Annotated in this window: 16 protein-coding genes and 1 pseudogene; 8 read left to right on the top strand and 9 right to left on the bottom strand. The window is 68.5% G+C overall.

Annotated features, from left to right (window positions below):
- Nucleotides 1-216 precede the first annotated feature (216 nt).
- Nucleotides 217-1,041, top strand: a complete 825-nt coding sequence (locus tag ACZ4WH_RS22340; protein ID WP_468183004.1) for a hypothetical protein — start codon at nt 217-219, stop codon at nt 1,039-1,041.
- Nucleotides 1,042-1,433: 392 nt separating this feature from the next.
- Here ACZ4WH_RS22340 and ACZ4WH_RS22335 read toward each other — a convergent pair whose 3' ends face one another.
- The 3 genes and pseudogenes from ACZ4WH_RS22335 to ACZ4WH_RS22325 form a co-directional block, all read right to left on the bottom strand.
- Nucleotides 1,434-3,248 carry a serine hydrolase domain-containing protein gene (locus ACZ4WH_RS22335; RefSeq protein ID WP_468183002.1) on the bottom strand — a complete coding sequence of 605 codons (1,815 nt, stop codon included), beginning with the start codon at nt 3,246-3,248 and terminating at the stop codon, nt 1,434-1,436.
- A gap of 1,127 nt (nt 3,249-4,375) precedes the next feature.
- Nucleotides 4,376-5,477 (bottom strand): annotated as a pseudogene (locus ACZ4WH_RS22330) (IS110 family RNA-guided transposase).
- A gap of 569 nt (nt 5,478-6,046) precedes the next feature.
- Nucleotides 6,047-6,858, bottom strand: a protein-coding gene (locus tag ACZ4WH_RS22325) for an IS5 family transposase (RefSeq protein ID WP_468183000.1) whose coding sequence is annotated in 2 segments (ribosomal slippage) — nt 6,047-6,532 and nt 6,535-6,858 — 810 coding nt in all. Because the reading frame shifts where the segments join, the coding sequence is not laid out codon by codon here.
- A 91-nt stretch (nt 6,859-6,949) separates the two neighbouring features.
- Between ACZ4WH_RS22325 and ACZ4WH_RS22320 the strand changes: the two genes are divergently transcribed.
- The 6 genes from ACZ4WH_RS22320 (at nt 6,950) to ACZ4WH_RS22295 (ending at nt 14,463) form a co-directional block, all read left to right on the top strand.
- Nucleotides 6,950-7,768, top strand: a complete 819-nt coding sequence (locus ACZ4WH_RS22320) for a 3-oxoacyl-ACP synthase III family protein (protein WP_468182998.1) — start codon at nt 6,950-6,952, stop codon at nt 7,766-7,768.
- 653 nt (nt 7,769-8,421) lie between these two features.
- Nucleotides 8,422-9,444, top strand: a complete 1,023-nt coding sequence (locus ACZ4WH_RS22315) for a LacI family DNA-binding transcriptional regulator (RefSeq protein WP_468182996.1) — start codon at nt 8,422-8,424, stop codon at nt 9,442-9,444.
- 140 nt (nt 9,445-9,584) lie between these two features.
- Nucleotides 9,585-10,832: a sugar ABC transporter substrate-binding protein gene (locus tag ACZ4WH_RS22310; RefSeq protein ID WP_468182994.1), complete on the top strand. Its 1,248-nt coding sequence runs from the start codon at nt 9,585-9,587 to the stop codon at nt 10,830-10,832.
- A 10-nt stretch (nt 10,833-10,842) separates the two neighbouring features.
- Nucleotides 10,843-11,823, top strand: coding sequence for a carbohydrate ABC transporter permease (locus tag ACZ4WH_RS22305; protein ID WP_468182992.1), 981 nt, complete (start codon nt 10,843-10,845; stop codon nt 11,821-11,823).
- Nucleotides 11,823-12,647 carry a carbohydrate ABC transporter permease gene (locus ACZ4WH_RS22300; RefSeq protein ID WP_468182990.1) on the top strand — a complete coding sequence of 275 codons (825 nt, stop codon included), beginning with the start codon at nt 11,823-11,825 and terminating at the stop codon, nt 12,645-12,647. The genes ACZ4WH_RS22305 and ACZ4WH_RS22300 overlap by 1 nt, the downstream gene beginning before the upstream one ends.
- Before the next feature lie 82 nt (nt 12,648-12,729).
- Nucleotides 12,730-14,463, top strand: a complete 1,734-nt coding sequence (locus ACZ4WH_RS22295) for an amylo-alpha-1,6-glucosidase (protein WP_468182988.1) — start codon at nt 12,730-12,732, stop codon at nt 14,461-14,463.
- Between the two features lie 128 nt (nt 14,464-14,591).
- Here ACZ4WH_RS22295 and ACZ4WH_RS22290 read toward each other — a convergent pair whose 3' ends face one another.
- Entirely contained in the window at nt 14,592-14,762 is a 171-nt protein-coding gene (locus tag ACZ4WH_RS22290) for a hypothetical protein (RefSeq protein WP_468182986.1), read from the bottom strand.
- A gap of 131 nt (nt 14,763-14,893) precedes the next feature.
- Here ACZ4WH_RS22290 and ACZ4WH_RS22285 point away from each other — a divergent pair, with 131 nt between their 5' ends.
- Nucleotides 14,894-15,070 carry a hypothetical protein gene (locus ACZ4WH_RS22285; RefSeq protein WP_468182985.1) on the top strand — a complete coding sequence of 59 codons (177 nt, stop codon included), beginning with the start codon at nt 14,894-14,896 and terminating at the stop codon, nt 15,068-15,070.
- Here the strand turns inward: ACZ4WH_RS22285 and ACZ4WH_RS22280 are convergent.
- From ACZ4WH_RS22280 to ACZ4WH_RS22260, 5 genes are read right to left on the bottom strand one after another with little or no spacing between them, the layout of a single operon-like run.
- The gene (locus ACZ4WH_RS22280; protein ID WP_468182983.1) at nt 15,067-16,380 is read right to left on the bottom strand and encodes an RICIN domain-containing protein; all 1,314 of its coding nucleotides are present in this window, start codon (nt 16,378-16,380) and stop codon (nt 15,067-15,069) included. The genes ACZ4WH_RS22285 and ACZ4WH_RS22280 overlap by 4 nt on opposite strands.
- A 57-nt stretch (nt 16,381-16,437) precedes the next feature.
- Entirely contained in the window at nt 16,438-18,420 is a 1,983-nt protein-coding gene (locus ACZ4WH_RS22275) for an alpha-L-fucosidase (RefSeq protein WP_468182981.1), read from the bottom strand.
- A gap of 43 nt (nt 18,421-18,463) precedes the next feature.
- The gene (locus tag ACZ4WH_RS22270; protein ID WP_468182979.1) at nt 18,464-20,872 is read right to left on the bottom strand and encodes a ricin-type beta-trefoil lectin domain protein; all 2,409 of its coding nucleotides are present in this window, start codon (nt 20,870-20,872) and stop codon (nt 18,464-18,466) included.
- A gap of 48 nt (nt 20,873-20,920) precedes the next feature.
- Complete coding sequence (locus ACZ4WH_RS22265) at nt 20,921-22,750, bottom strand: RICIN domain-containing protein (protein ID WP_468182977.1); 1,830 nt, start codon at nt 22,748-22,750, stop codon at nt 20,921-20,923.
- A gap of 14 nt (nt 22,751-22,764) precedes the next feature.
- Complete coding sequence (locus ACZ4WH_RS22260; RefSeq protein ID WP_468182975.1) at nt 22,765-24,195, bottom strand: arabinofuranosidase catalytic domain-containing protein; 1,431 nt, start codon at nt 24,193-24,195, stop codon at nt 22,765-22,767.
- Between the last annotated feature and the right edge of the window lie 14 nt (nt 24,196-24,209).

The following is a 24,209-nucleotide window of genomic DNA, read 5'->3' as shown; positions in this document are numbered from 1 at the left end:
CAGCAGCTCGCGGGCCGTGCCCAGAACGGTCGCTGCGGCCTCGTGAACCCAGGCGGGCACGACCAGGCCCTCAACGAGGTACGCATGGCAATCTTCTCAAGTCGCCGCGGACGGGCACGTCTCGCTCCGGAGCTCGGCGACGCTGCACTCAGCCGGCTGCTGAAGTCCCTCCGGGCGACGACAGGTACGGGCACGATCGCGACGACGGACCTGTGTATGGCCCAGACATCCCGTCTCCTGGACCAGAGCCGGGCCGACTGGGACCGCCGCACCCACCGGCTCTCGGTGCTGGCATGGCGCCTGTCCGAATCGCACGGGCCCCGTGCCTGGGCCACTCGTGAGCCGCGCAATGCGAGCGCACTCGTCCTTGCCGCATGGGCGCAGCTCGAACGCGGACGCTCCCGGGGGCGGCTGGAGGACGCGGCCGGCATCGCCGACAGCTGTCTGCGCGCCGCCGAACTGGCGCCGCAGGACCCCACTCCCTGGGTGGTCCTGTTGGGTCTGTCACGGCTGGAGCGCCGCAGTCAGCCGGAGGTGCTCGGCCTGTGGAAAGAGATACTGACCCGCGACCGATGGAACCGCGAAGCGTACCTGAGCATGCTGCGCTATCTGGGGCCGGAGGAGATGGGATCGCGCGTCCAGGTACTGGACTTCGCCGACGCGGTCCGCGCCCGCACACCTGCGGACGCGCCCTGCGCGGCCACCGAGCTCACCTCCCAGGTTCTGCAGTACCACTCCCTCCTCGCCCTGGGCGGAGTCGAGGCGCTGATGGCACGCAATCACTGGTCCCACGCACCGGCCGGCCAGGCCCTCGACCGTGCGGCACACACCTGGGCCCGGCCCGGGTTCTTCCACCACGCCGCGGCCCTCGCCGACCTGAACCTGCTGGCCTACGCGCTGACGGCCGCCGACCGGCGCGCCGAGGCCCGTCCGGTCTTCGAGGCGATCAACGGAACGGTCGCGCCTTGGCCCTGGAGCGTCGCAGGCGAGCCGGTGTCCGAGTTCGAGAAGGCGCGGATCAGGAGCGGGGCCGGCGTGTGAGTTGCGGCGATCCCCGCCCCTCGGCAAGGCGTGCGAACAGCCAGCAGCGTCATGTTGCGCACGCCATCGACGTCGGGGGTGCTGGTGATCGGGCTGCGCGCGTAGGTCGTGCAGTGATACGGGACCGGCGCGGCCCCCGCTCCAAACGCCCAGGAGCGGGAGCGCCTGTGGCGGCGGGGGCCGCGCCTACGGCTCAGCAGGTAGGCAAGCGGGTGCTCAGCTGGTGCTCGGCGACGCGCCGTTGCTGACGAACGGCGTCCGGAGCGAGTGGTCCTCCGGCCCGGAGAAGCGCAGTGTCAGCGTCGGACCAGGTGGCTGGCGGATGCGCGGTGCCGGAGCCGCCACTGGCCGAGCAGCGGAACGGCCGTGCACGTCCCGCTGCCCGCGCCGCCTCAGCCGGTGGCGGGCAGCTTGTACGCCTGCGCGGCCGCCGCCGACCACCCGAATTCGTCGTTGTCGCTGAAGTAGTAGTACGTGGCGCCGTTGGGCAGCATCGCCGCGGTGATGCCGCCGAAGCCGGACATGAACGGCACGTACACCGGGCTGGTGAACACCGGGTTGTCCGCCGAGGTGAACTGCCGGGCCCACAGGCCGCTCTGGTAGTGGTAGGTCTTGCCGGTCGTGTCGGCGGTCGTGGTGAGGCCGCGGTTCGCCGGGTTCTGCTGCATCGCGTCGGCGAGCATCGTCGGATCGAGCTTCTGCACGCCGCCGATCTTCCCGCCGTCGGCGTTCAGGAATCGGCTGACCTTGGCGATGTCGTCTTGCGTGTAGAACAGGCCGTACCCGCCGAGCGGCTGCCCGGTGGCGCTGTTGCCGGTGCGCACGGTGGTCAGCACGTCCGGGCTCAGGTGCAGCGGGACCAGCACCTGGTCGCGGATGAAGCGGTAGATGTCGCTGCCGGCGCCGGCCTTGGACACCAGGTAGTTCTGCATCGCCCGGGCCAGCACGAAGGTGTCGGAGGAGTGGTAGACCCACTGCGTGCCGGGCGCGGCGGAGTGCGGGAAGGCCAGCGCGGCGGTCATCTTCGGCCCGTACGCCTCGGCGTCGAAGAAGGCCGTCATGCCGCTGCCGGACTCGTCGGACTCGAAGGCGCTGGAGGAGTAGTTGCCGGTGGCCATGTTCGCGGTGTCCTGGAACGTGACGCCGGTCCAGGCGGAGGTGTCCGCCTCGCTGACCCAGTCGCGGATCAGCTGCGACGGCACGGACGAACCGTAGACCTGCGTCAGCCGCATCAGCACGATGCCGGCGAACATCGTCTTGGCCAGCGAGTACGACGGCAGCACCATCTGGTTGCAGTACGGGTACGCGCCCTGCCGGGTCTGACACGCGCCGACGTAGTTCACCCCGCCGTAGGACACGCCGTACGTACTCAGCGCCGAGGCGGTGATGCCGCTGCCGAACGCACTGGTGTCGATGCCGGCGTTCGGGTAGTCGGTGCTCAGCGCGCTGATCGGCTTGGTCGGGAGACGGTTGGCGACCTCGGCGGCGTACGCGTTCTTCAGGCCGGTGCCACCGGTCACGGTGTGCCGGGAGTAGGTCGCGCCGACCTGGCCCCACATGTCGAACTGGAAGTACTCGCACGTCTCATGCGTGATCTGGTAGCGGACCTTGGAGATCGTGCTGCCGTCGAAGAGGAAGGTCAGCAGGCCGTTGTGCACGCAGTTGGCGTTGCGCTCGACCAGCGCGAAGGGCAGCGAGACGCGGGTGCGGCCGCCGTCGCCCTTCTCGTTCCAGGCCCGGCCGCCCCCCACGATCAGGTTCCAGTACGCGCTGCCGGTGATCCGCAGACCGCGGACGGCAGGGATGACGTGACTGCCGTTCTGCACGAGGTCGATACGCACCGGCGGCAGGTGCTTGAGCGCGCCGGTGGCCGCGTAGTTGTAGGTGTCCTTGACGGTCCGGAAACCGCCTGCGGTGGCCACGCCGTTGAGCGTCAGGGTGCCCTCGAAGGCGTGCGTCGGGGCTGCGGCCGCCGCGGGCAGCGCGAAGGCGTCGTCGGTGACGGTGCCGGTGGCCGCGCCCCTGGTCAGGTCCGCGGCGGTCAGCACCGATCGGGTCACGGCGCCGCTGCCGGTGAGCGGATCACCGGGTACGGCGGTCGCGGCGTACGCGGGTCTCGCCGCCAGCGGTGAGAACGGCACGAGGGCCAGGGCCAGTATGAGGACGGTCAACACGGCCCAGCGGCGCCGGGCATGCAAGAGGAACACGGTGAACTCCTCGGGAACACGAAAGGGGTGGTGCCCGCATTCTGGAGACGCGCGGTGCCGCCGTCGAAGACCAATTGGGGTTCGACGGCATGCCTCGAAGGCATTGGCGGGGGTCAGAGGCCAGGCTTTCCAGCGGATCTCCGCGACCGGTTCCTCTAGCCACGTCAGCGTCTTGTCGAAGGGCGATGTCGTCGCACAGTTCCAACACCTGGCGGTGCCCGTCGTCCATCACGTCGCGATGACCGGGAGCGACCGGCCCACCATCCATCTGGCGGTGCGCACATCCACCCTCGCCCCCGGCAAACGTGAGGCCGTCGCACGCTGGACTGCCGAGGCATGCGCCCCGGGCATCCTCTGCACCTCCATCCGGAGGACGTACGCGGGTCGGCTTCGGCAGGACGGCGTGGACGCCACGGCGTACCACGCGGGCATGAGGGCAGCCGATCGCCGCCGGATCCACGACCGCTTCATGGCCGGCGCTCCCGCCGTGGTGGTGGCCACCTCCGCGTTCGAGATGCCATCGACAAGGCGGACGTACGATTCGTCGCCCACGCGTCCGTCCCGAATCACTTGGCTCCTACTACCGAGTCGTACGTCAGCGACTGGATCGACATCGACCCCTGCGCGCCGACGTCTTCGGAAGCGCTGGGAGGGAAACGCACTCCTAGTAAGGACTCATGAGCGGGTGCGATCGCAAATCAGGCACCCGAGAGAGTTACAGAATATGGACCGCACGAGTCGCCGACCGCATCGTGCTCGCCAGCGCGTCCGATCTCACGGCGAAGCCGCACCGGCATGCTCCGGTGCGGCTTCGCCATCTCACGGATCTGCGCGGAGATCCCGCCACGGCGGCCATCGGTGGGGCCTCGCCGTATCACCCGCGTATCACAAAGCCATCACCAACTGGGCAGACCCTCCCGGACCAAGAGGCTCTGACCTGCAATTACGTGCCCGCGCTGGACTGGCGTAGACGCCCCTGGACGGTCTCTACAACCTGTGCCATGTGGTACCCAGTGAGGGACCCAGGATCAGGACCGGGGCCTCTTCTGGCCCGTCAAAGCGGTATTGCAGGGTGTTCGGGGGTGTCTCACTCACGCGTCAGACCCTCTCACGTCTCACGACTGCCCCTATGACGGGGGTTGCGACTGCACAGGTCTGACCAGGTGGAAGACCTCTCGGGCCGCGTAGCGCTTGAGGCTTCGGATTATCTCGCGCCGGGTTTTGCCTTCCTTGGTGCGGCGTTCGTAGTACTCCTGGGTGCGCGGATCAACGCGCAGGCGGGTCTGCACGATCCGGTGCAGAGCAGCGTTCGCCTGCCGGTCGCCGCCCCGGTTCAGGTGGCGGTACTGCCGAGTGCCCGAGGAACGCTCGACTTGGCTGACTCCGCACAGCGCGGCGAAGGACGCCTCACTGCCCAGGCGTTCCGGGTTGTCTCCGATCGTGATCAGCAAAGTGACGGCTGTGTCCGGGCCGATGCTCACTAACTCGAGCAGCTGAGGAGCGTGGCGTTCCAACCAGCCGGGTCAGGCGGCCTGCCAGGTCCTGCGCCTCTTCGCTGAGCTGCCTGATGCGCCGGGCCAGGAGACCCAGGGTGACGTGGGTGGCGTGGAGCACCGCCCCTTCGCCGGCCTCGTGGTTCAGGCTGTCGTCGAGGAGCCCTGCGCAGGTGCGGAAGAGCTCTGCGTTGCCCAGCCCGGCCAGTTCCTCTCTCAGCTGCGGATCGGCACGGATGAGGACGGCCTTGAGCTGGTTGATCGCCTGGGTGCGGGCCTTGACCGCCGAGTCCTTGGCCAGCTTGTGCATACGGGCGATCTCCACCGGCCCATCGCCCGTCTTGGCCTGAGCGCACGCCCGCCCGCTCAGCACCGCCCGGGCCGCGTTCTCGGCATCGAGCGGGTCCGACTTGCCGCGCCGACGGCGGCCGGCCCGGTCGAACCGGTTCACGTCGAAAACGTCCACGCCCATAGCCAGCAGGAAGCGGGACAGGGCCGTCCCGAAGGAACCGGTACCTTCCACTCCGGCCCGGCGCACCGTACCCGACGCCCTGGCCCACTCCAGCAGGTCTCGGTATCCAGCCGCGGTGGCCGGGAACTCCGCGCTACCCATCACTTCCCCCACCAGGGGGAGCACAGCGGCCACATGGGCATCCCGGTGTGTGTCCACTCCCAGGACCACCTCCCCCGCCGGCCGGCGCCGACGAGGACGCGAAGCAGAGGACGTGCCGATCACGCTAGTTCCCCTTCGGGACGACGGCTCATCATGTAGCTGGCACCGGCCGTGCGGACGGTCAGAATCGTGATGGCGCCTTTTCGGCAGGCCCCTATCGAGACACGTCCAGTCAGCCCGAGACCAGCAACGCACTGTCCCTGGCCGGTGGTCGACACAGTGTGATCAGGACACCGCGGTCAGAGATCTCAGGAGTCAGACCCACCGTAGGACAGCACCCGCCTACTGTTCTCCGTCTAACCGGCTTACAGCCACGTCAGTCCGCTCGTTCGAGCGAATTGACGCGAATCGAGTCGAAGGCGGACCATTGGAACGACGGGTCAATGAGCGGCAGCTCTCAGTGTTGCAGTGGGTGCTAGCCGGGTGCCCTGCCGACCTATGGGAGACCAGCTCCTACAAGACCACCTGCCAGGCACTGCACAACCGGGGCCTGGTCACCGTCTCCCGGGAGAGCGGGCAGTGGAGCGTCGCTCTGACGAACGCCGGTCGGCACTACCTGGCGCACGGCACGTACCCTCCCGCGGATCACGCCCGCGGAAGACCCAGGCCGCCGGTTCACGACCTAACAACGGCTAACACCATGAGTTCAGTTGTCGGTGGGTGATCAGGCAGCAGGCCAGTTTGAGGAATGCTTCGTGGATGTCTGCTCGTCGTTCCCAGCGCACGCGCAGCCGGCGGAAGCCGTGGAGCCAGGCAAAGGTCCGCTCGACCACCCACCGGTAGACGCCGAGTCCGGAGCCGTGCTCGGTGCCGCGCCGTGCGATGGCGGGCACGATGCCGCGGGCGCGGACCTGATTGCGGTAGCGGTCGTGGTCGTAGCCGCGGTCCGCGTAGAGCGTGACCGCTCTGCGGCGTGGCCGGCCGACCCGGCCGCGGACGGGCGGGACGGCATCCAGCAGGGGCAGGAGCTGGGTGACGTCGTTGCGGTTGCCGCCGGTCAGGATGACGGCGAGCGGAGTGCCGTGTCCGTCGGTGATCAGGTGGTGTTTGGAGCCGGCCCGGCCCCTGTCGACCGGCGACGGTCCCGTAAGGCTCCCCCTTTTAACGACCTGACGTGCGAGGAGTCGACCACGCAGCGAGACCAGTCGAGCTTCCGTTCCGCGTTCAGCTCGGCCAGCAAAACCTCGTGCAGCTGCTGCCATACCCCGGCCTCGTTCCAGTCCCGCAACCTGCGCCAGCACGTCATGCCGGAACCGAACCCCAGCTCCTTGGGCAGGTACTCCCACTGGATGTCCGTGTGCCGCACATACAAGATCCCGCACAACACCTGCCGATCCGGCAACGGCTTCCGGCCCGGATACCGGAACCGGCGCTCCCTCCTCGGCAACAGCGGCTCGATCCGCTCCCACAACTCATCCGACACGATCCACGGTGATGCCCCCATGCACTCGCAACGGCCCAACCCACCTCACAGACACGGCCCACAGCACCACCACACCTCATTGTGTTAGCCGCTGTAACTGGCGACCTCCGACATGTGCGTCGCCGCCGCGCCGGCCCTGGACTCGGCCGGCGTCGCGCCCCACCGCCTGGACGCGGTCATCGTCGCCACCTACACCGGGGACCAGCCGCTCCCGTCGACCGCGCTGATCGTCAAGGCCTCCCTCGGCGCCCACACCGCCCTGGCCCTGGACGTCACCCGGGCTGCCTGTGCCAACGGCGTCCAAGCCATGCTGATCGCCGCCCACCTGTTGCAGAACCCGTCCCTCACCACCGGCCTGCTCATCGCGGCCGACTGCGCCTCCCGGGTCACGGACCCCGCCGACCGCACCACCGGTGTCTTCTTCGGGGACGCCGCGGCGGCCGTCGTCCTCACTCGTACCGGCACCACCGGAGCGGGCCTGCTCTCCTACGACCTCGGCTCCCAACTGTCCTGCGGCGTCCAGATCGCCACCGGCGGCTCCCGCATGCCGACCAGCAGCGCCACCGTCACCGCCGGCGACCACTACCTGCGGATGGACGGCCGTGCCGTCTGGAACACGGCGACGGCCCGCCTGCCCGAAAACATCACGAACGCCGTCCGACGCGCGGGCGTGCCGATCGACCGCGTCCGGTACTTCTTCCTGCACCAGGCGAACCTGAACATCCTCACCGCGACGATGGCCGCCCTGGGCATCCCCCCGGAGCGCGCTCCCGTCACCGTCGACCGACTGGACAACACCGGATCAGCCGGCATGTTCACCGCGCTCCACTCCGCCCTCACCGAGGGAAGCCCGCTCCCGGGAGACACCTACGTACTGTCCGGGATCGGCGCGGGATTCCAGTGGGGCTCCCTCTGCCTGCGCCACGCCTGACGCTCACGACACCTGTGACAACGGCACCTGCGTGCAGGCGTCGCACCATCAAAAGCCTCCGCCAGACGGGCCGACGGGGCTTCCCCGTCCTTGAGGAAGCCCTGTCACGGACGACCCGGCCCGCTCCGGGACCGGCGCGGCCAGCAGGCCCGCACCGAGGGCCGGCGCCACGGCGGCCGGGGCCCGGCGCCGGGTGGAACTGTCAGCGGATGGCACGGATCGCGTCCTCAATCCTTGAGAAGCGGGGTCCGACAGGCCCGCCTCGGCCAGCTGCTTGTCTGCATGCCGTTACCAGTGAGTGAGGGCCGAGCTTTCACGCTCTGTGGGACGGGTTCGAACAAGTGCAGGCCAGAGAAGACAGGGCATGCGGCTGCCGGAAGGATCGCTTCGTCGAACCGGTTCGCAGGAAATTATCATCGGCGAAATCTCGCAGCAATACCCCTGACGGGAGCGGGCGGGACGGAGTACCCAGATCTCCGGGCTGTTACAACAAGTGGCGTTTCGAGTATTGACAGCCGTCCGGCTTGTTCCTAACTTCACTTCACGCGAACCGGTTCGACAGCCGGTGGGCGTTCTTTCCTCACCCCAGGATCCACGCGATCGGACGCGATGTCCCGCACGGGGCTTCGAACCGGTTCGAGCAAGGAGTCGCCGTGAACATCGGTGAGATCGCCCGGCGGGCCGGTGTCTCGCGGAGTACCGTGTCCTACGCCCTGAGCGGCAAACGACCGGTGTCGGACGACACGCGCCGGAAGATCCAGCAGGTCATCGACGAACTGGGCTACCGCCCGAACGCCAGCGCCCGTGCCCTCGCCAACGGCCGGACCAACACGATCGGCCTTGTCTTCCCGCCGGCCGGCAACCACTACACCGGCATGCAGCTGGACTTCATCGGCAGTGTGGTGGAGGCCGCCGCGGCCTACGACTACGACGTACTGCTCTCACCGAGCGGCGTGGACAGCGACCACTCGTTCCAGCGGCTGCTGGGAGAGCGGCGGGTCGACGGCGCGATCCTGATGGAGATCAGGCTGGAGGACGACCGGGTCGCCCACCTCGCCGACCTCGGCTTCCCCTCCGTCGCCATCGGCCGTACCGCCCACCCGGAGGGCGGCTGGTGGGTGGGCCTGGACCACACCGGGCTCGCGGCGGCCTGCGTGCACCACCTGGCGGACCTCGGCCACACGAGGGTCGCCTTCGTCAACCGCCCCGAGCAGCTGCTGAGGGCCGGATACGAGTCCGCGCACCGCGGCCTGGACGGCTTCACCAAAGCCGCGGCCGAGCGCGGCCTGACGGTACGGACGTACTGCTGCGGGGACGATGCTGCGTCGGGTCAGGAATGCCTGGAGCGGGTCCTGCACGACGACCCGGCCACGACGGCCCTCGTCACGCTGAACGAGGCCGCGCTGGGCGGCCTCTACCGAGGGCTCGCCCAGGCGGGCCGCCATGTGCCGCGCGACTTCTCCGTCACCGGGGTCGTCGCCAGCCGGTGGGCGGAGACGGTGACCCCGCAGCTCACAGCCGCCGACGTACCGGCGGCGGAGATGGGCCGACGCGCCGTCGACCTGCTGGTGGAGCGGCTGGACCACCCCGAAGCGCCGCCCCGGCACCACCTCCTCGCGCCCCCGATCTCGCTGCGGGCCAGCACCGGGCCCGCCGGGACCGGTACCACGCCCTGATCACCACCAAGCCCTGACCGCACCGGCACAGCTCTCCAGACTTCACTTCACCGAACGCCCGAACTGCTCTTCACCACCCCATGCCTTCACCACCACGTGCCCTCGGCACCGGCATGCCCAGAGACAAAGGAACCCTCGCGATGAACAGCTCCTCCAGACAGCGCCCGCTGACCGCCGCAGCCATCACCGCGCTCGCCGTGGCCGTCACGGCCACCGCCTGCTCCTCCAGCTCGGGCAGCACCGACACCAAGGGTGCCGGCAGCGGCACGTACACCATCTGGGACCCGTACCCGCAGTTCGACAAGACCTCGGACTGGGCGAAGCTGCTGGACCAGTGCGGCACCAAGGCCGGAGTGAAGATCAAGCGGACCGCCTTCGACACCAGCGACCTGGGCAACAAAACGCTTCTGGCGGCCCAGCAGGGCAACTCCCCGGACCTCCTCATCGTCGACAACCCGGTGGTGTCGACCCTCGCTGAGGCGGGCGTCCTCACCACGACCGACGACAACAAGCTGGACACCTCGAAGGTGGACCCCAACCTGCTCGCGGCCGGCCAGTCGGGCGGCAAGACCTACGGCACGCCCATCGGCGCCAACACCCTCGCCCTCTACTACAACAAGAAGGTGCTGAAGGAGGCCGGGGTGGACATCTCCTCGGTCAAGGACTGGAAGTCGCTGACGGCGGCACTGGAGAAGGTCAAGAAGGCGGGCAAGAAGGGCATCACGTTCTCGGCGATCGGCACCGAGGAGGGCAGCTTCCAGTTCCTGCCGTGGTTCTGGGGCGCGGGCGCGAAGCTCACCCAGCTCGATTCCTCCCAGGCCGTGTCCGCCCTCTCCCTGTGGAAGGACTGGCAGAAGAACGGCTACGCCCCGAACTCGGTGCTCAACAACACCCAGACCACCAGCTGGCAGGAGTTCGCCAGCGGTGACTACGCGTTCAGCGAGAACGGCACCTGGCAGCTCGCCAACGCCAAGAAGGCCGGCTTCGACTACGGCGTCCTGCCCATCCCCGGCACCGACGGCGGCAACGCTGCGGCCCCGACCGGTGGCGAGTTCGTCACCATCCCGGTCCAGCAGGACACGGGCCGCTACGCCACCTCCCAGAAGCTGGTCACCTGCCTGACCAGCACCGAGAACCTCTACAACACCGACACCACCCTGTCCTACGTGGCCCCCACCAGCGAGGTCCAGGACAAGCAGGTGGCCGCGAACGCCGATCTGAAGCCGTGGGTCGACGCGGTCAAGGCGGCCAAGGGCCGCACCAGTGACGACCTGGGCACCAAGTACCCCAAGATCTCCGAGCAGATGTGGAAGGCCGTCCAGTCCGCTCTCAGCGGGTCCAAGTCGCCAAAGGAAGCGCTCACTTCGGCGCAGGCCGCCGCCAAGTGACGTGAGTGCGATGAAGCAGACGACACATCCGCCGGACCACCGGTCCGCGGGCGTCCGGCACGGGGCGGCCACCGTCGCCCCACCCCCGGGCCCCAGCCCGAAACGCCGCCGGCCCACCTCCACACAGTGGGCCGCCTGGGCCTTCCTCGCCCCGGTGACCCTTTATCTCACCCTCTTCTATGCCTATCCGCTCTACCGCAACCTCGACCTGAGCCTGCGCAACTACACTGTCCGCTCCTTCGTCCAGGGCGACGCGCCCTTCACGGGCCTGGCGAACTACCGCAAGGTCTTCGACGACCCGACCTTCGCCCCCGCCTTGCTCCACACCGCGGTCTTCACCGCCGTATGCCTGGTCTTCCAGTACGCCATCGGGCTCGCCCTCGCGGTCTTCTTCAACCAGAACTTCCGGCTGTCGGCCACTCTGCGCGCCCTGTTCCTCGTACCGTGGCTGCTGCCGCTGATCGTCTCGGCCTCCACCTGGTCGTGGATGCTCAACAGCGAATCGGGCATCGTCAACGCCGCCCTGCACGCCATCGGCATCGGGCCGGTGAACTGGCTGACCTCACCCTCCTGGGCGCTGACCTCGGTGATCATCGCGAACATCTGGATCGGCGTCCCGTTCAACCTGGTCGTGCTCTACAGCGGCCTACAGTCCATCCCCACGAGCCTGTACGAGGCCGCCGCCATCGACGGCGCGAACGCCTGGCAGCGCTTCTGGCGCGTCACCTTCCCCCTGCTGCGTCCGGTCTCCGCAATCACCCTGCTGCTCGGGCTGATCTACACGCTCAAGGTCTTCGACATCATCTGGATCATGACCAAGGGCGGCCCGGCGGACTCGTCCACCACCTTCGCCACCTGGTCCTACCAGCTCGGCTTCGGCAACCTCCTGCCCGCCTTCGGCCCGGGCGCGGCCGTCGGGAACCTGCTCGTGGTCGCCGCCCTGGTCTTCGGTCTGGTCTACGTCCGGGTACAGAGAAAGCAGTCGCTGTGATGAGCCGAAGCCGCAGGCGTACGTGGGGAAAGACCACGATCGGCGTTGTGCTGACCGGGATCATGCTCTTCCCGGTCTACTGGATGCTCAACGTGTCCCTCACCCGTGACGAGGACATGCGCAAGAGCCCGCCGGACCTGCTGCCGATCCACGGCACCCTGGCCGGCTACCGCAGCGTCCTCGACGAGCAGCTGCCCTACCTCGGCACCAGCCTCGTCATCGGCCTGGGCACCGTCGTCCTGACCGTCGCCCTGTCCGCACCCGCCGGCTACGCACTGGCCAAACTGCGCCCACGCGGCGGCGGCATCCTCAACTTCGTCCTGCTGGCCGCCCAGATGATCCCCGGCATCATCATGGCGATGGGCTTCTACGCCATCTACCTCCAACTCGGCCTGCTCCAGTCCGTACCCGGTCTGATCGTCGCCGACTCCACCCTCGCCGTCCCCTTCGGCGTCCTCATCTTCACCGCGTTCATGTCCGGCATCCCCGGCGAACTGCTCCAGGCCGCGACGACCGACGGCGCCGGGCCGCTGCGCACCTTCTGGTCCATCGTCCTGCCGATCAGCCGCAACGCCGTCGTCACGGTGTCCCTGTTCGCGTTCCTGTGGTCCTGGTCCGACTTCGTCTTCGCCAGCACCCTCGTCAACGGCGGTGCCCACGAGCCGATCACCCTCGGCATCTACCACTACATCGGCAACAACAACCAGCAGTGGAACGCCATCATGGCCACCGCCGTCGTCGCCTCCCTGCCGGCCGCGGTCATCCTCGTCCTCGCCCAGCGCTATGTCGCCGCAGGCGTGACCGCCGGGGCCGTCAAGGACTGAGCCGCCCACCCTTGCCACGCCGGCCGACCCTCTCGCGCGTCGACCGGCCGCCGCCTCCCGCTCCAGAAACGAGTCACGCCACATGACCGCCGCCCGACCCGGCCCGGCATTCTCCGTCCACGACATCCCGTTCAGCACATACGGATCCTGGTTCGACATATCCCCCGTGATCGCGGAGAAGACGTACGCCGAGGACCTCCACCTCGTCTCGCACCAGAACGGCATGCACGGCGTCCTGCGTCTGGTCCCCCTCAACGCGACGGGCGACCGTGCCGAGACCCGTGTCGAGGCGACACCGGGCCTGCTCAGCTGGATCGGCGACAGGGGACGCATCGACCTCGTCTACGAGTCGCCGGACACCGTACGACTGCGGGGAAACGGGCTGGGCATCGGCGTCTTCGCCGCCGCGCACACGCTGACCCCGTTCAGCGGGACGTACTTCTTCCACGACCCGGCGGCGGACGCGCACGTGTTCACCTCGTACGAGACGGGACGCCGGTACCGCGTCACCGTGCTGAACGGAACACTCGCCGAAGCTGCCGGAGCCCAGGCACTGGGCAGCGCCGACCGCGGTGTCGCCGCGAGGACGGAGGCGGACGGAACCTGGGAGATCGCGGTCGAGGAACTCGACACCGCGCGACCGCCGTACGCGTCCTCGGCCGCCTTCGACGACATCGTGGAGTCCGCACGGGGCGCGTTCGCGGACTTCGTCGACGCGGTCGCCCCATGGCGCTCGGCCGCCACCCCGGCCGCCGAACTCGCCGCCTACGTCGTCTGGTCGGCGACCGTGCGGCCGACCGGCCTGGTCACCCGACCTGGGGTCCTCATGTCCAAGCACTGGATGGACAAGGTCTGGAGCTGGGACCACTGCTTCAACGCCCTTGCTCTGGCGCCAGGTTCACCGGAGCTGGCCCTGGACCAGTTCCACCTGCCCTTCGACCACCAGGACGCCGCCGGTGCTCTGCCCGACTCCGTCACCCACTCCGAGGTCCTGCACAACTTCGTCAAGCCGCCCATCCACGGCTGGGCCTTCGGCCACCTGCGCCGTCGGCTGCCGACGCCTCCCAGCCAGGCGGAACTGGCCGAGACGTATGATCGGTTGGAGCGCTGGACGGACTTCTGGCTGACGGCGAGGCGTGCCCCCGGGGCCGAACTGCCCTACTACCAGCACGGCAACGACAGCGGCTGGGACAACGCCACCACCTTCGACCCCGAACGGGTGGTCGTCACCGCTGACCTGGCCGCCTTCCTCGTTCTCCAGCTGCGTGAACTCGTCAGTCTGGCCACGGAGTTGGGTCGCCCGGACGAGGCGAGCCGGTGGACGCGTACGGCCGAGGAGATACAGACGGCCCTGCTTGACCAGCTCTGGACCGGCGACCGGTTCGTCGCCCGAGGAGCCGGCTCCGGGGAAACCTGGAGCAGCACCAGCCTCCTCGACCTGATGCCCGTCGTGCTGGGCGAGCACCTGCCCGACGAGGTGGTCAGTGTGCTGGCCGACCGCATCAAGGCCCACCTGACGTCGCACGGCCTGGCCACCGAGCTGACCACGTCGCCGCACTACCTCGCCGACGGCTACTGGCGCGGCCCGATCTGGGCCCCCGCCACCGTTCTCGTTGAGGACGGTCTGCGCCGCGCCGGGCACCACCGGCTGGCCGACGACATCAGCGCCCGCTTCCGCGCCCTGTGCGAGACCCACGGCTTCGCCGAGAACTTCGACGCCCTCACCGGAACAGGCCTGCGCGACCGCGCCTACACCTGGACCGCCAGCAGCTACCTCCTCCTCGCGGAAGCGCACGCGCACCGAGACGGCCGCTGACCGGCTGTCTCCCCATGGCCCCGGGACCGTTCGGGCCCCCGGTTCATCATCCTTTCCCAGGAGCCGCACAATGAAGTCGCTCTGGCCCGCGAGTACGACCACCGGCCCGGCACCTCCGCCTCGCGCGTCTACTGGGCCTCGATCGCGATCATGGCCCGCCGTCTCACCACACCCGCCCCGTCCTGGCGCGACACCCTCGGGCCGGCCGCGTGAACGTCATCGAGCTCCTGGCCGACCTCCAGGCCCAGCACGACGAGACCGCAGCCCGGGCCGACGAACTGCGCGAACAGATACAGCACTTGATCGCCACTCTGGCCGAGAACGAAGCGCGACTCGCGGACCTGGCCACCACTGGAAGGTCATCACCGAACTCGCACCGGCTGGAGGCCAACCCGCACCACCCGAGACGAACACCGCCTACCAGGCCATCGTGAACACCTTCAACCAGCATCCCGATCAAGAGTTCCGAGCCCGTGAACTGCACGAACTCCTCGGCATGCCCACCGACGAGGCATCCGTCAACGTCACCCGCAGCCGCCTCGGACGCCTCACCCGCCAAGGCTTCCTCACCCAACCCGGACGAGGCCGCCAACAGAAACGGACTTAACGCCCACTCAGATCCCACTGCTGGTTCGATGCGCCCGAGCAACTCCACAGTTGGATCTTCGTTCCGTTGGCGGTGCTCGCGTCGCCGGCCTCAAGACACAACCCCGACTGCACTCCTGTGATCGTGCCGTTGGCGTTGACGTTCCACTGCTGGTTCGTCTGCCCGTTGCAGTCCCAGATGATCGCGGCAGTGCCATTGCCGGTCCCCCGCCCGGAGGCGTCCAGGCACTTGCTGCCGTAGATCATGAGTTGCTTGGAGGCGGTGTAGGTCCACCGCTGGTTGGTGCCGCCGTGGCAGTCCCACAGCTGCGCCTGGGTGCCGTTGGCCGTGGTGGAGTTGGGGATGTCGATGCAGCGGCCCGACTGCCCGCCGACGATCTGCTGGCCGGTGGGCGGGGGCGGGGTGGTCGAGTCGAACTGGGTGAAGAACTTCCACACCTCTCCCGACGTCCAGGTCTGCCAGCCGCTGCCGCCGCTGTCGATGGGGCCGGGGTCGTGCCCCCCGTCGAACGCGGCCCATACGACGGGATGCCCGGACGAGCACCCCGAGTAGGCCGTGATGATGTGCGTGTGGCTGCCAGACGACGGCTCGGGGGGGGTCTGCGGGGTGCAGCCGTTGTTCCGTACGAACGTGTCGCGCAGCGCCCGTCCCGAAGCGATGGGCAGGACGTTGTCATTGATGCCGTGGAGCCCCATGTACGCGATGGGCTGGGTGCCGCCGCTGCAACCGCTGAGGTTCGCGCCGGAGTAGACCGCGACCGCGCGGAAGACCGTCGCCCGGGAACAGGCCAGGGCGTACGTCATCGCCCCGCCGTAGCTGAAGCCGCCGGCGAACAGCTGCGCCGTGTCGACGCACAGGCCTGCCTCGATCTGCCGGACCATGTCGTCGACGAAGGTCACGTCCTGGCCGCCGGAATTGGCCCAGCCGTTGTTGATGCCCTGGGGCGCCACGAAGATCGTGCCGTTGTTCGCGCTGTCCGCCAGCCGCCTGAGGCCGTAATAGGACCAGTTGTATCCGTCGGTTCCGCCCGAATCGACATCGTTGGCGGTGCCGCCCACCCAGTGGAATCCGAAGACCAGCCGGTAGGCGCGGGTACTGTCGTAGTTCGCCGGCACCCTGAGGATGTAGCTGCGGCTCTGGCCGCTGCTCGAGATCGTGTGCGTGCCACTGTTCAGCGCCGGAGCCTTGCCGCATCCGTCACTGGCGGCGGCGGCACTGGCACTGGTGGGCGACGTGCCTCCGACGGGACTGCGGCCCAGCGCCGTACCGGCACCGGACATGACGAGAAGTGCCGCGGCCACAAGGGGCATTAAGAAGGACCTTTTCTTCTTCACTGCTTCTCCTTCTCCGTCGAGGGCGCAGGCGGCTCAGACGCCGGCGATGGTCCACGCGTTGTTGGTGCTGGAATTCGGCGACCACATCACCGTCGTCGAGCCGGACGTGGTGCTTCCCGCGCCGTCGAGGGCGGTGCCGGTGCCGCGGTTGACGATCTGGTAGCGGTTGTTGCCGAGGCTCTTGAGCGACCACTGCTGGTTGTTGCCGCCGTTCCACGCGCTCTGCCGGGCGGGAGCGCCGTTGGCGGCGTCGCCCCAGCTGTCGGCGGCCATGCCATTGGTGCGGTTCATGATCCGGTAGTAGCCGTTGCCGAGGTCGATCAGCTGCCACTGCAGGTTGCTGCTCCCGTCGTAGGTCCACTGCTTGAGGTTGGAGCCGGAGGCGACGTTGCCCCCGCTGTCGAGTGCCAGCCCGCTGGCCACATTGGTGATCTCGGCCCAGCTGGTGGGAACGCCCGCGCCGTTCAGGGCGGGGATCTGGCCGGAGAAGGTGAGCTTGATCGTGTACGCCAGGGCGCTGAACGGTGCGCCCGACGAGGGCATGGCCAGGTGCAGGCCGGAGGTGTCCTGGGTCGGTGCGGGCAGGCTGATGTACTTGCCTGCGGTGTTGTCCAGCAGTTGTGCGCCGGTCAGGCTGCTGAGGTTGATCCGGTTCGAGCTCAGCGTGGCGATGGTCATGGTGTCGCCCTGCCAGCCCAGCGCGGTGGCGTACAGGACCTTGTTGTCCTGGCTGCGGGTGAACCGGATGTCCTTCGCCGTGCCGGCCACCGGGCCGCTGAACGAGCCTCCGCCCATCTGGGTGGGGCCCTCGCCGTAGCTGGTCCAGGAGCGGGTGCCGTAGATCGCTTCTCCGAAGCGGCCGAGCCAGTCACCCATGGCGAGCAGGATCGACTGCTGCCCGGAGGGGATGGTGCCGTCGGCCATCGGGGCGATGTTCAGCAGCATGCTGCCGCCCTTGCTGACGCGGTCGATCAGCGCGTGCAGCAGGGCCTGCGTCGAGTAGTAGCCGATGCCCACCGTGTAGCACCAGCTGGAGGAGGAGATGCTGTCGTCGGTCAGCCAGTACGGGGTGAGCAGCCCGGCCGGGCCGCCGCGCTCGAAGTCGAAGACCTCGCCCTTGTTGTTGAAGCCGTCCTTGTAGGTCGCGGCCACGTCCTTGTTCCAGGCGACCGCCTGGTTGTAGTAGTGCGCGAGGAACTGGAGCCGGTAGGACTCCTGCACCTGACCCAGGTTGAAGTCCTGCCAGACCAGGTCCGGCTGGTAGCCGTCGACGACCTCGATCAGCTTCTGGTACCAGAGCTGGTTCTCCGCGGCCGCACCCTGCTGGCCGTAGAGGATGCGCAGCGTCGGGTCGGACTGGTACGGCACGTGGTCGTAGTAGCCGGTGAAGTGGTACGCGTGGTGTAGCGAGGCCATGAACTTCAGCCCCTGGCCGCGGATGGCCTTCGCGTGCAGCCCGACGAGGTCGAGCTTCGGGCCGCGCTGGACGGAGTTCCACGGGCTGGCGTGGCTGTCCCACATGGAGAAGCCGTCGTGGTGTTCGGCGACCGGGCCGGCGAACTTCGCGCCCGCGGACTTGAACAGCTGCGCCCAGGCGTCCGGGTCCCACTTGCCGCCCTGGGAGGCGAGCTTGGGGGCGAACTGGACGAAGTTCCCGGCCTTGTCGCGGGCGCCGTCGATGAAGTTGTGGTACGGCCAGGCCGACGGGTCGCCGTAGGTGGCGATGTGGTGCTTGTTCTCGTTCGAGCCGCCGACGTACATGTTGCGCGGATACCACTCGTTCCCGTACGCGGGGACGCTGAAGACGCCCCAGTGGTAGTAGATGCCGAACTTGGCGTCCTGGAACCAGGCCGGGGCCGGGGGGTGCTGGTCCACCGAGGACCAGCTCGCGGTGTAGCTCTGCGGGCCGTCGGTGGCGGCGGCCTCGGGGGCGAAGCGCAGCAGACCGAAGGCCGTGGCCGCGCCCGCCGCCGCGATCAGCCGACGCCGGCTGATCGGAAGGGAAGAGGAAGTCATACGGGGCCTCTCTGCGTGAGTGGCGCGGGTGGATTCAGGAGGGTCAGCCGTGCGTCCACTTCTGATTGCTGCCGCCGTTGCAGGTCCACAGCTGCAGCAAGGTGCCGTTCGCCGTTCCGCCACCGGTGGCGTCCAGGCACAGGCCGGACTGGACTCCGGTGATCGTGCCGTTGTCGTGGATCGTCCACTTCTGGTTGGCGCCGCCGCCGCAGGACCAGATGTCCACCTTGGTGCCGGGGCTGGTGCCCTGGCCCGAGGCGTCCAGGCAGGAGCTGCCGTAGACCCGCAGCTCGTCTGCCGCGGTCTTCGTCCACTGCTGGTTGCTGCCGCCGTTGCAGTCCCACAGCTCCACCTGGGTGCCGTTCGTCTGCGACTGGTTCGGCACGTCCACGCACCGGCCGGAACCGGTCCCGGTGATCGGGGCCGTTATGCCGCCGGATCCGCCGGGCCCGGGGGTGAGGGACAGGTTGTCGAACTGCGCCGTCTCGGTCTGGCTGGTCGCGTAACCGACCTGGCCGCCGGCATAGGTGTTGTCGTTCACGGAACCGACCTTCGTATCGTCGATGACGGCGGTGATGCTGCTGCCGGAGAAGGTCAGGCCCAGGGTGTGCCACCGGTTGGTGCCCAGGGCCGCGGTCGTGCCCTGGGCCAGGGTGGTGACGTTGCCGTTGGTGTTCGAGCGCTGGATCGACCACGCGCCGGTGTCGCTCACCCGCAGGTGATAGGCGTTCAGCTGGCCGGTGCTGCTGTAGTCCTGCGCGTTCGCGCGTCCGATCAGCTCGGCGTATCCGGACTGTTCGAGCAGCACGTCGGAGGAGACGGTGTAGTTGCTCCAGCCCACGTCGCCGAGCAGGGCGTGCGGATCGGACAGCGCGTCCCAGGTGATCGGCTTCTGCGGGCTCATCTGGCGTACGCATTTGCCGGAGCGGCCGCCGCCGCAGCCGGCCACCTCGAAGGCGCCCTGCCAGTCCATGAGGTACTTGGCCTCGGTGCCGGTGGCGTAGCTGTCGAAGGAGTCGCTGTACGGCAGGCCGAACGTGCCCCGGGCGGGACCGGTGGCGGTGCCCTTGCCCTGTCCGGTCGTGGTGGTGAGGGTGTACACGCGGCCGGGCTGCACGGTCAGGCTGAAGGCGCCGCCGGACGGGGTGATGTCCGTGGCGTGCACGAAGTGGTCGGACGTGTTGTTGGACCGGACGTCGGTCGACCAGACGTGGACGGTCTTGGTCGAGGCCAGCCCTCCGGCGACGTTGAAGTTCAGGGTCTGGGCACCGCCGGCGTCCATCGTCTCGATGACCGTGGAGTAGTCGGAGTTGTTCGTGGACTTCAGGGATACGTAGCTGCCGTTGTTCCGGTTGCCGCCGATATAGCCGCTGGAGTCGTCGAGGTAGTGCCACCCCGGGGCGGTGAACTGGCTCGTCTGCGCCATCACCCATGCGTTCTTGCCGATCGCGTAGTAGCCGGACCACGGCTCCGGTGCCAGGGCGAGCCCCATGGTGGGGTAGGGCAGGTTGGGCGTGAGCGCGGCGACCACAGGCCAGTTGAGATACGCGGTCATCCGGCCGTCGATGTATCCGCGGTTGATGCCGCGGGCCACGGCCGTCGCGCCCGCGTTGTAGTCGTCCGAGCCGTTCTCGCTCGCCCACAGCTGCTTGCCGGACGAGGTGGCGGCCGACGGCACCGAGCAGTTGGTCTGTGCGGAACGGTAGCCGCAGGGATAGTGCGTGCCGATGATGTCCACCGACGCGCGGAACGCGGCGTTGGAGTTGATGTCGTTCGCCACCGCCCAGTCCGAGTCGGCTGCGACGATCTTGACGTTGCCGTAGCCGTTGGAGTTGAGCGTGCTGCGCAGTTGCTGGTACCAGGAGACGTTGTAGCCGCGCTCGTTCCACCCGCCGAGGTAGTCGATGGTCAGCCCATGCTGTTTGGCGCAGCCGAGCCACGAGACCAGATAGTTGATCATGTCGGTGGACCAGAAGTTGCCGTTGCCGATCCAGCCGGGTGCGCCCCAGGCGAGTCCGTACAGCTTGATGTCCGGATTGCGCGCCTTGGCCTGCTCCATCAGCCACCACTCGTAGCCCCGGTTGCAGTTCAGGTCGGACCGGGTGTGCTGGTGGCTCGGCTCGGCCCCCGAGGTGGAGTTGGTGTCGCCGCCGACCTCGGCTTTGAGGATCTGCAGGGAGGCGCCGTAGCCGGGCTTGAACAGGTAGTCCAGGACCTGGCCGCGCTGGGGTTCGGGATAGTCGATCAGGAGTCTGCTGTTGCCGCCCCCGCCACTGATCGCGCCGACGCCGTCGAAGGTGCGGCCGCCCGACGCGCCGTTGATGGTGATCGAGGTGGCGGCCTGGGCCGACGTGGCGGTCGTGCCCACGATGCCGCCCGCGGCCAGGACGAGGCCCGTGAACATGGCCGTCGGGATGCGCAGGCGCCGGAGTAACCGGCGGAATGCTGACACGATGGATTCCTTTCGCAGGTCAGAGGTGCCCCGTGGCCGGTGCGGTGGTCAGCGGAGGATGAAGTTCTGGTTGGTGCCGGGTGCGTTCTTGCACGGCCACTGATCGAGTTGCTGACCCGGGGTGCTGGAGGCGCCGTAGACGTCCAGGCACAGGCCGCTGTTCTTGTTCTGGAACTCGTAGGAGCCGTCGGACTGCCGTACGGGCAGCCAGAGGCTGCTTGCCGCCGTGCCGGTGGCCTGCTGGACGATGTCCGGGGTGCCCGCCGTCGTGGAGCCGCCGGCCCCCGCCACGTCGAGGCCGGAGTTCTGGGCCCGCAGTTCGCCGTAGCCGCCCGAGGCCGGCACGAACTGGAACTGCTGGTTGCTCTGCCCGTTGCAGGTCCACTGGTCGATCGCGGCGCCCGGGCTGCCGGAGTTGCCGTATACGTCCAGGCACAGATTGTTGTCGGCGACCACGAGCTGGTGGTAGCCGCTCGGGAAGCCGGCGTCGGACGTGGCGGGTGTCAGATAGACCGCGAACGCGTCGTGCGAGGCCTGGAACGACAGCGGCACCGTGATCGAGCCGCCCGAGGTGCTGACGTTCTGGTCGTACACGATCTGCGGCGCGGCGAGCGGCGCCTGGTCCGGGATGCGGTGCACGGTGACGTGCACGCTGCCGGCATCCGCCAGCCAGGGCACGGACGCCAGCCCGTTGAAGGCCACGGACGCGGAGCCGGTGTAGCCGTTCGCGTCGCCGATCATCGCCACGGCGCGCTTGTTGACGGAGTCCTGGGAGGCCGAGATCGCGGTGGAGCCGACCTGGCCGGAGGTCTCCACGAGGGTGCCGGTCATGTCGGCGTAGTCCCGCAGCGCCCACCAGTTGCCGGTCGGCTGCCAGCTTCCCCCGCTCTGGGTCAGGACCCCGGTCAGGTTCGGGGTCATGCAGCACACCCAGTTGCCGCGCATCGCGTTGGTGTACCCGGACTGCGCGAACCGCGCCAGGTACCACGCCGTCACCCCGGCGGTCTGCCGGTCGGCCGGCTGGTACTCGTTCGAGGACAGCGGCAGCGGACCGATGCCCGCCGCGTTCAGGCTGCTGTTGAGGGACTGCGAGACGGTGACCGGGTCGTCGACATCGCCCTCATTGTGGTTGGCGATCATGTCCGGCACCGTCCCGGCCGCCTTTACGTGCGCGAGCCAGGTCTGCCATTGGCCCGGATTACGCTGCGGGGTGAAGGCGAAGGACGGCCCCACGATCTTCGCCGAGGGGGCGAGGCGCCGGATCTCGCGGTACGCGGTGTCCCACATCTGGAAGTACTGGGCGCTGTTCACGCCCCGGGTCCAGAAGTAGGAGATGTCCGGCTCGTTCCAGATGTCGTACGCGAACGTCAGCCCCGAAGCCTGCAGCGCTCCCACCGTGGAGTCGATGAAATTGATCCAGTTGGAGCAGTCGCCGTTGTCGCACGGGTACCTGGTGTTCGACGGCTGGCCGCCGTTGGCGCCGTAGATGTCGCTGACCAGCACCTGGTACTGCGCGTGATAGGGCGCCTGGGTGAGCCGTTTTCCCTGCGCGATGATCGAGTCGAGGTCGGCCCGGGTGGCGGAGCCGTACTGGTAGTTGTCCTTGATCCAGCCGCCGGAGAACCAGCCGCCGCCGCGGAACGCGTTGATCCCCAGCGGCTTGATGAACTGGTCCGCCGGCTGGCTGCCGTCCGCCGTGAACCCGTAGAGGAACCCCTCGCCCACGCCGGTCGACGGGCCCCGATTCGACGCCAGGTTCACGCTCAGCTCCTCGCCCGCGGCGGCCCGGCTCTCGGCCGTCGCGAGCAGCTGCAGCACGAACGCCAAGACGATGCCGACCGCGAGTACCAGACGGCCGTGCCTTGCTCTCGTCCTCATGCGATCCTCCGGGGTCAGCTCATCGACCATTGCTGGTTGGATCCGCCGTTGCAGGTCCAGAGTTCGACCAGGGCCCCGTTGGAAGTGGAAGCGCCGGTGACGTCCAGGCAGAGGCCGGACTGGGAGCTGGTGATGGTCCCGTTGGCGTTGACGTTCCACTGCTGGTTGCTGCCGCCGTTGCAGGTCCAGGTGATGACCTTGGTGCCGGGGCTGGTGCCCCGGTTGTAGGCGTCCAGGCACAGCTGGCTGCCGCCGCTGTAGACGGTCAGCTGGTTGGCGGACGTACGGGTCCAGGTCTGGTTGGCGCCGCCGCTGCAGGTCCAGATCTGCGGCTGGGTGCCGCTCGTGGTGGACGAGTTCGGCACGTCCAGGCACTTGCCCGCACCCACCGCGCGCACCGCACCGGTCGTGCCGCTGCTGCCTCCGCCCCCGTAGCCGGCCGCGGTGATGGCGGCCTGGACGGCGTTCTCGGTGGCGTCGGAGGGATAGCCCGACGTCATCGCGCCTTCGAAGAACTCGCCGACGCCCGAGACGCTGTTGTCTCCCCCCGTCCCGAGCAGGACCGAGCTGTCGACCTTCATCGGTGAGTAGCCGTTCGGTAAGGGTCCGGAGAAGGTGGTGGTCAGACCGCCGCTGGTGGCGTTGCCGTATTTCAGGGCGAAGTTGCTGGTGCCGTTGTTCTTCTCCCACGCGCTGACGAAGGGGTAGTGCACGCCGCTGTTGTCGGGGTCTTTGTTGGAGCCGGTGTTGGTGTGGAACATGCCGTTCTCCAGGTCGGCCTCGACCCACGGGCCGCTGCCGGTGCAGCCGCCGAACCAGCAGGCATTGCCCCAGTAGACGGCGTTCATGGTGGCGTTGCCGGTGTCGGTGTGGGTGTTCTCGCCGAGGCCGTAGTCGAAGCAGCACCACTGGTTCGTGTAGTTCGACGACGTCACCATGTAGATGCCGCCGGGCTGGGAACCGGTGGGGACCCCGCTCGCGTTGTCGTGCCGGTAGCCGACACCTTGGGTGACCTTGACCCCGAAGACCTGGTGGCCGCCGGCGGTCACGGGCAGGGCCATGGCGTCCGCCCCGATGTCGGAGCCGTTGGGTCCTGGCCCCTTCCAGTAGCCGCCCCAGGAGATCGGCAGGTCGTTGTGCTGGGCGGTCTGGTCGTAGATCTTCGTGATCGTGCACGACGTGCCCGAGCAGAACGACACCTGGGACGCGGCGTCCGCGTAGCCGCCGGGACTGAGCACCCCGATGTCGCGGTAGCTGTGATCGGAGGCCCGCTGGATCTGGTACAGCGGCCCGTCGTACGACGCGAAGAGCGCCCTGGTCGTGGCGTGCGCCGTCACACACGGCGTACCGCCCGCGGCATAGATGTCGCACGGAAGCGAAGCGTCGGCCGCGAGCGCCGGTGTGCTGAACGCGGCCACGATCATCGCCAGGGCAACCATGATCATGGCTGCGCATCGTG

This window comes from Streptomyces sp. NPDC029138 (assembly GCF_055564375.1).
The sequence above is the reverse complement of the archived record's forward strand: the minus strand, read 5'-3'. Positions and strand labels throughout refer to the sequence as shown.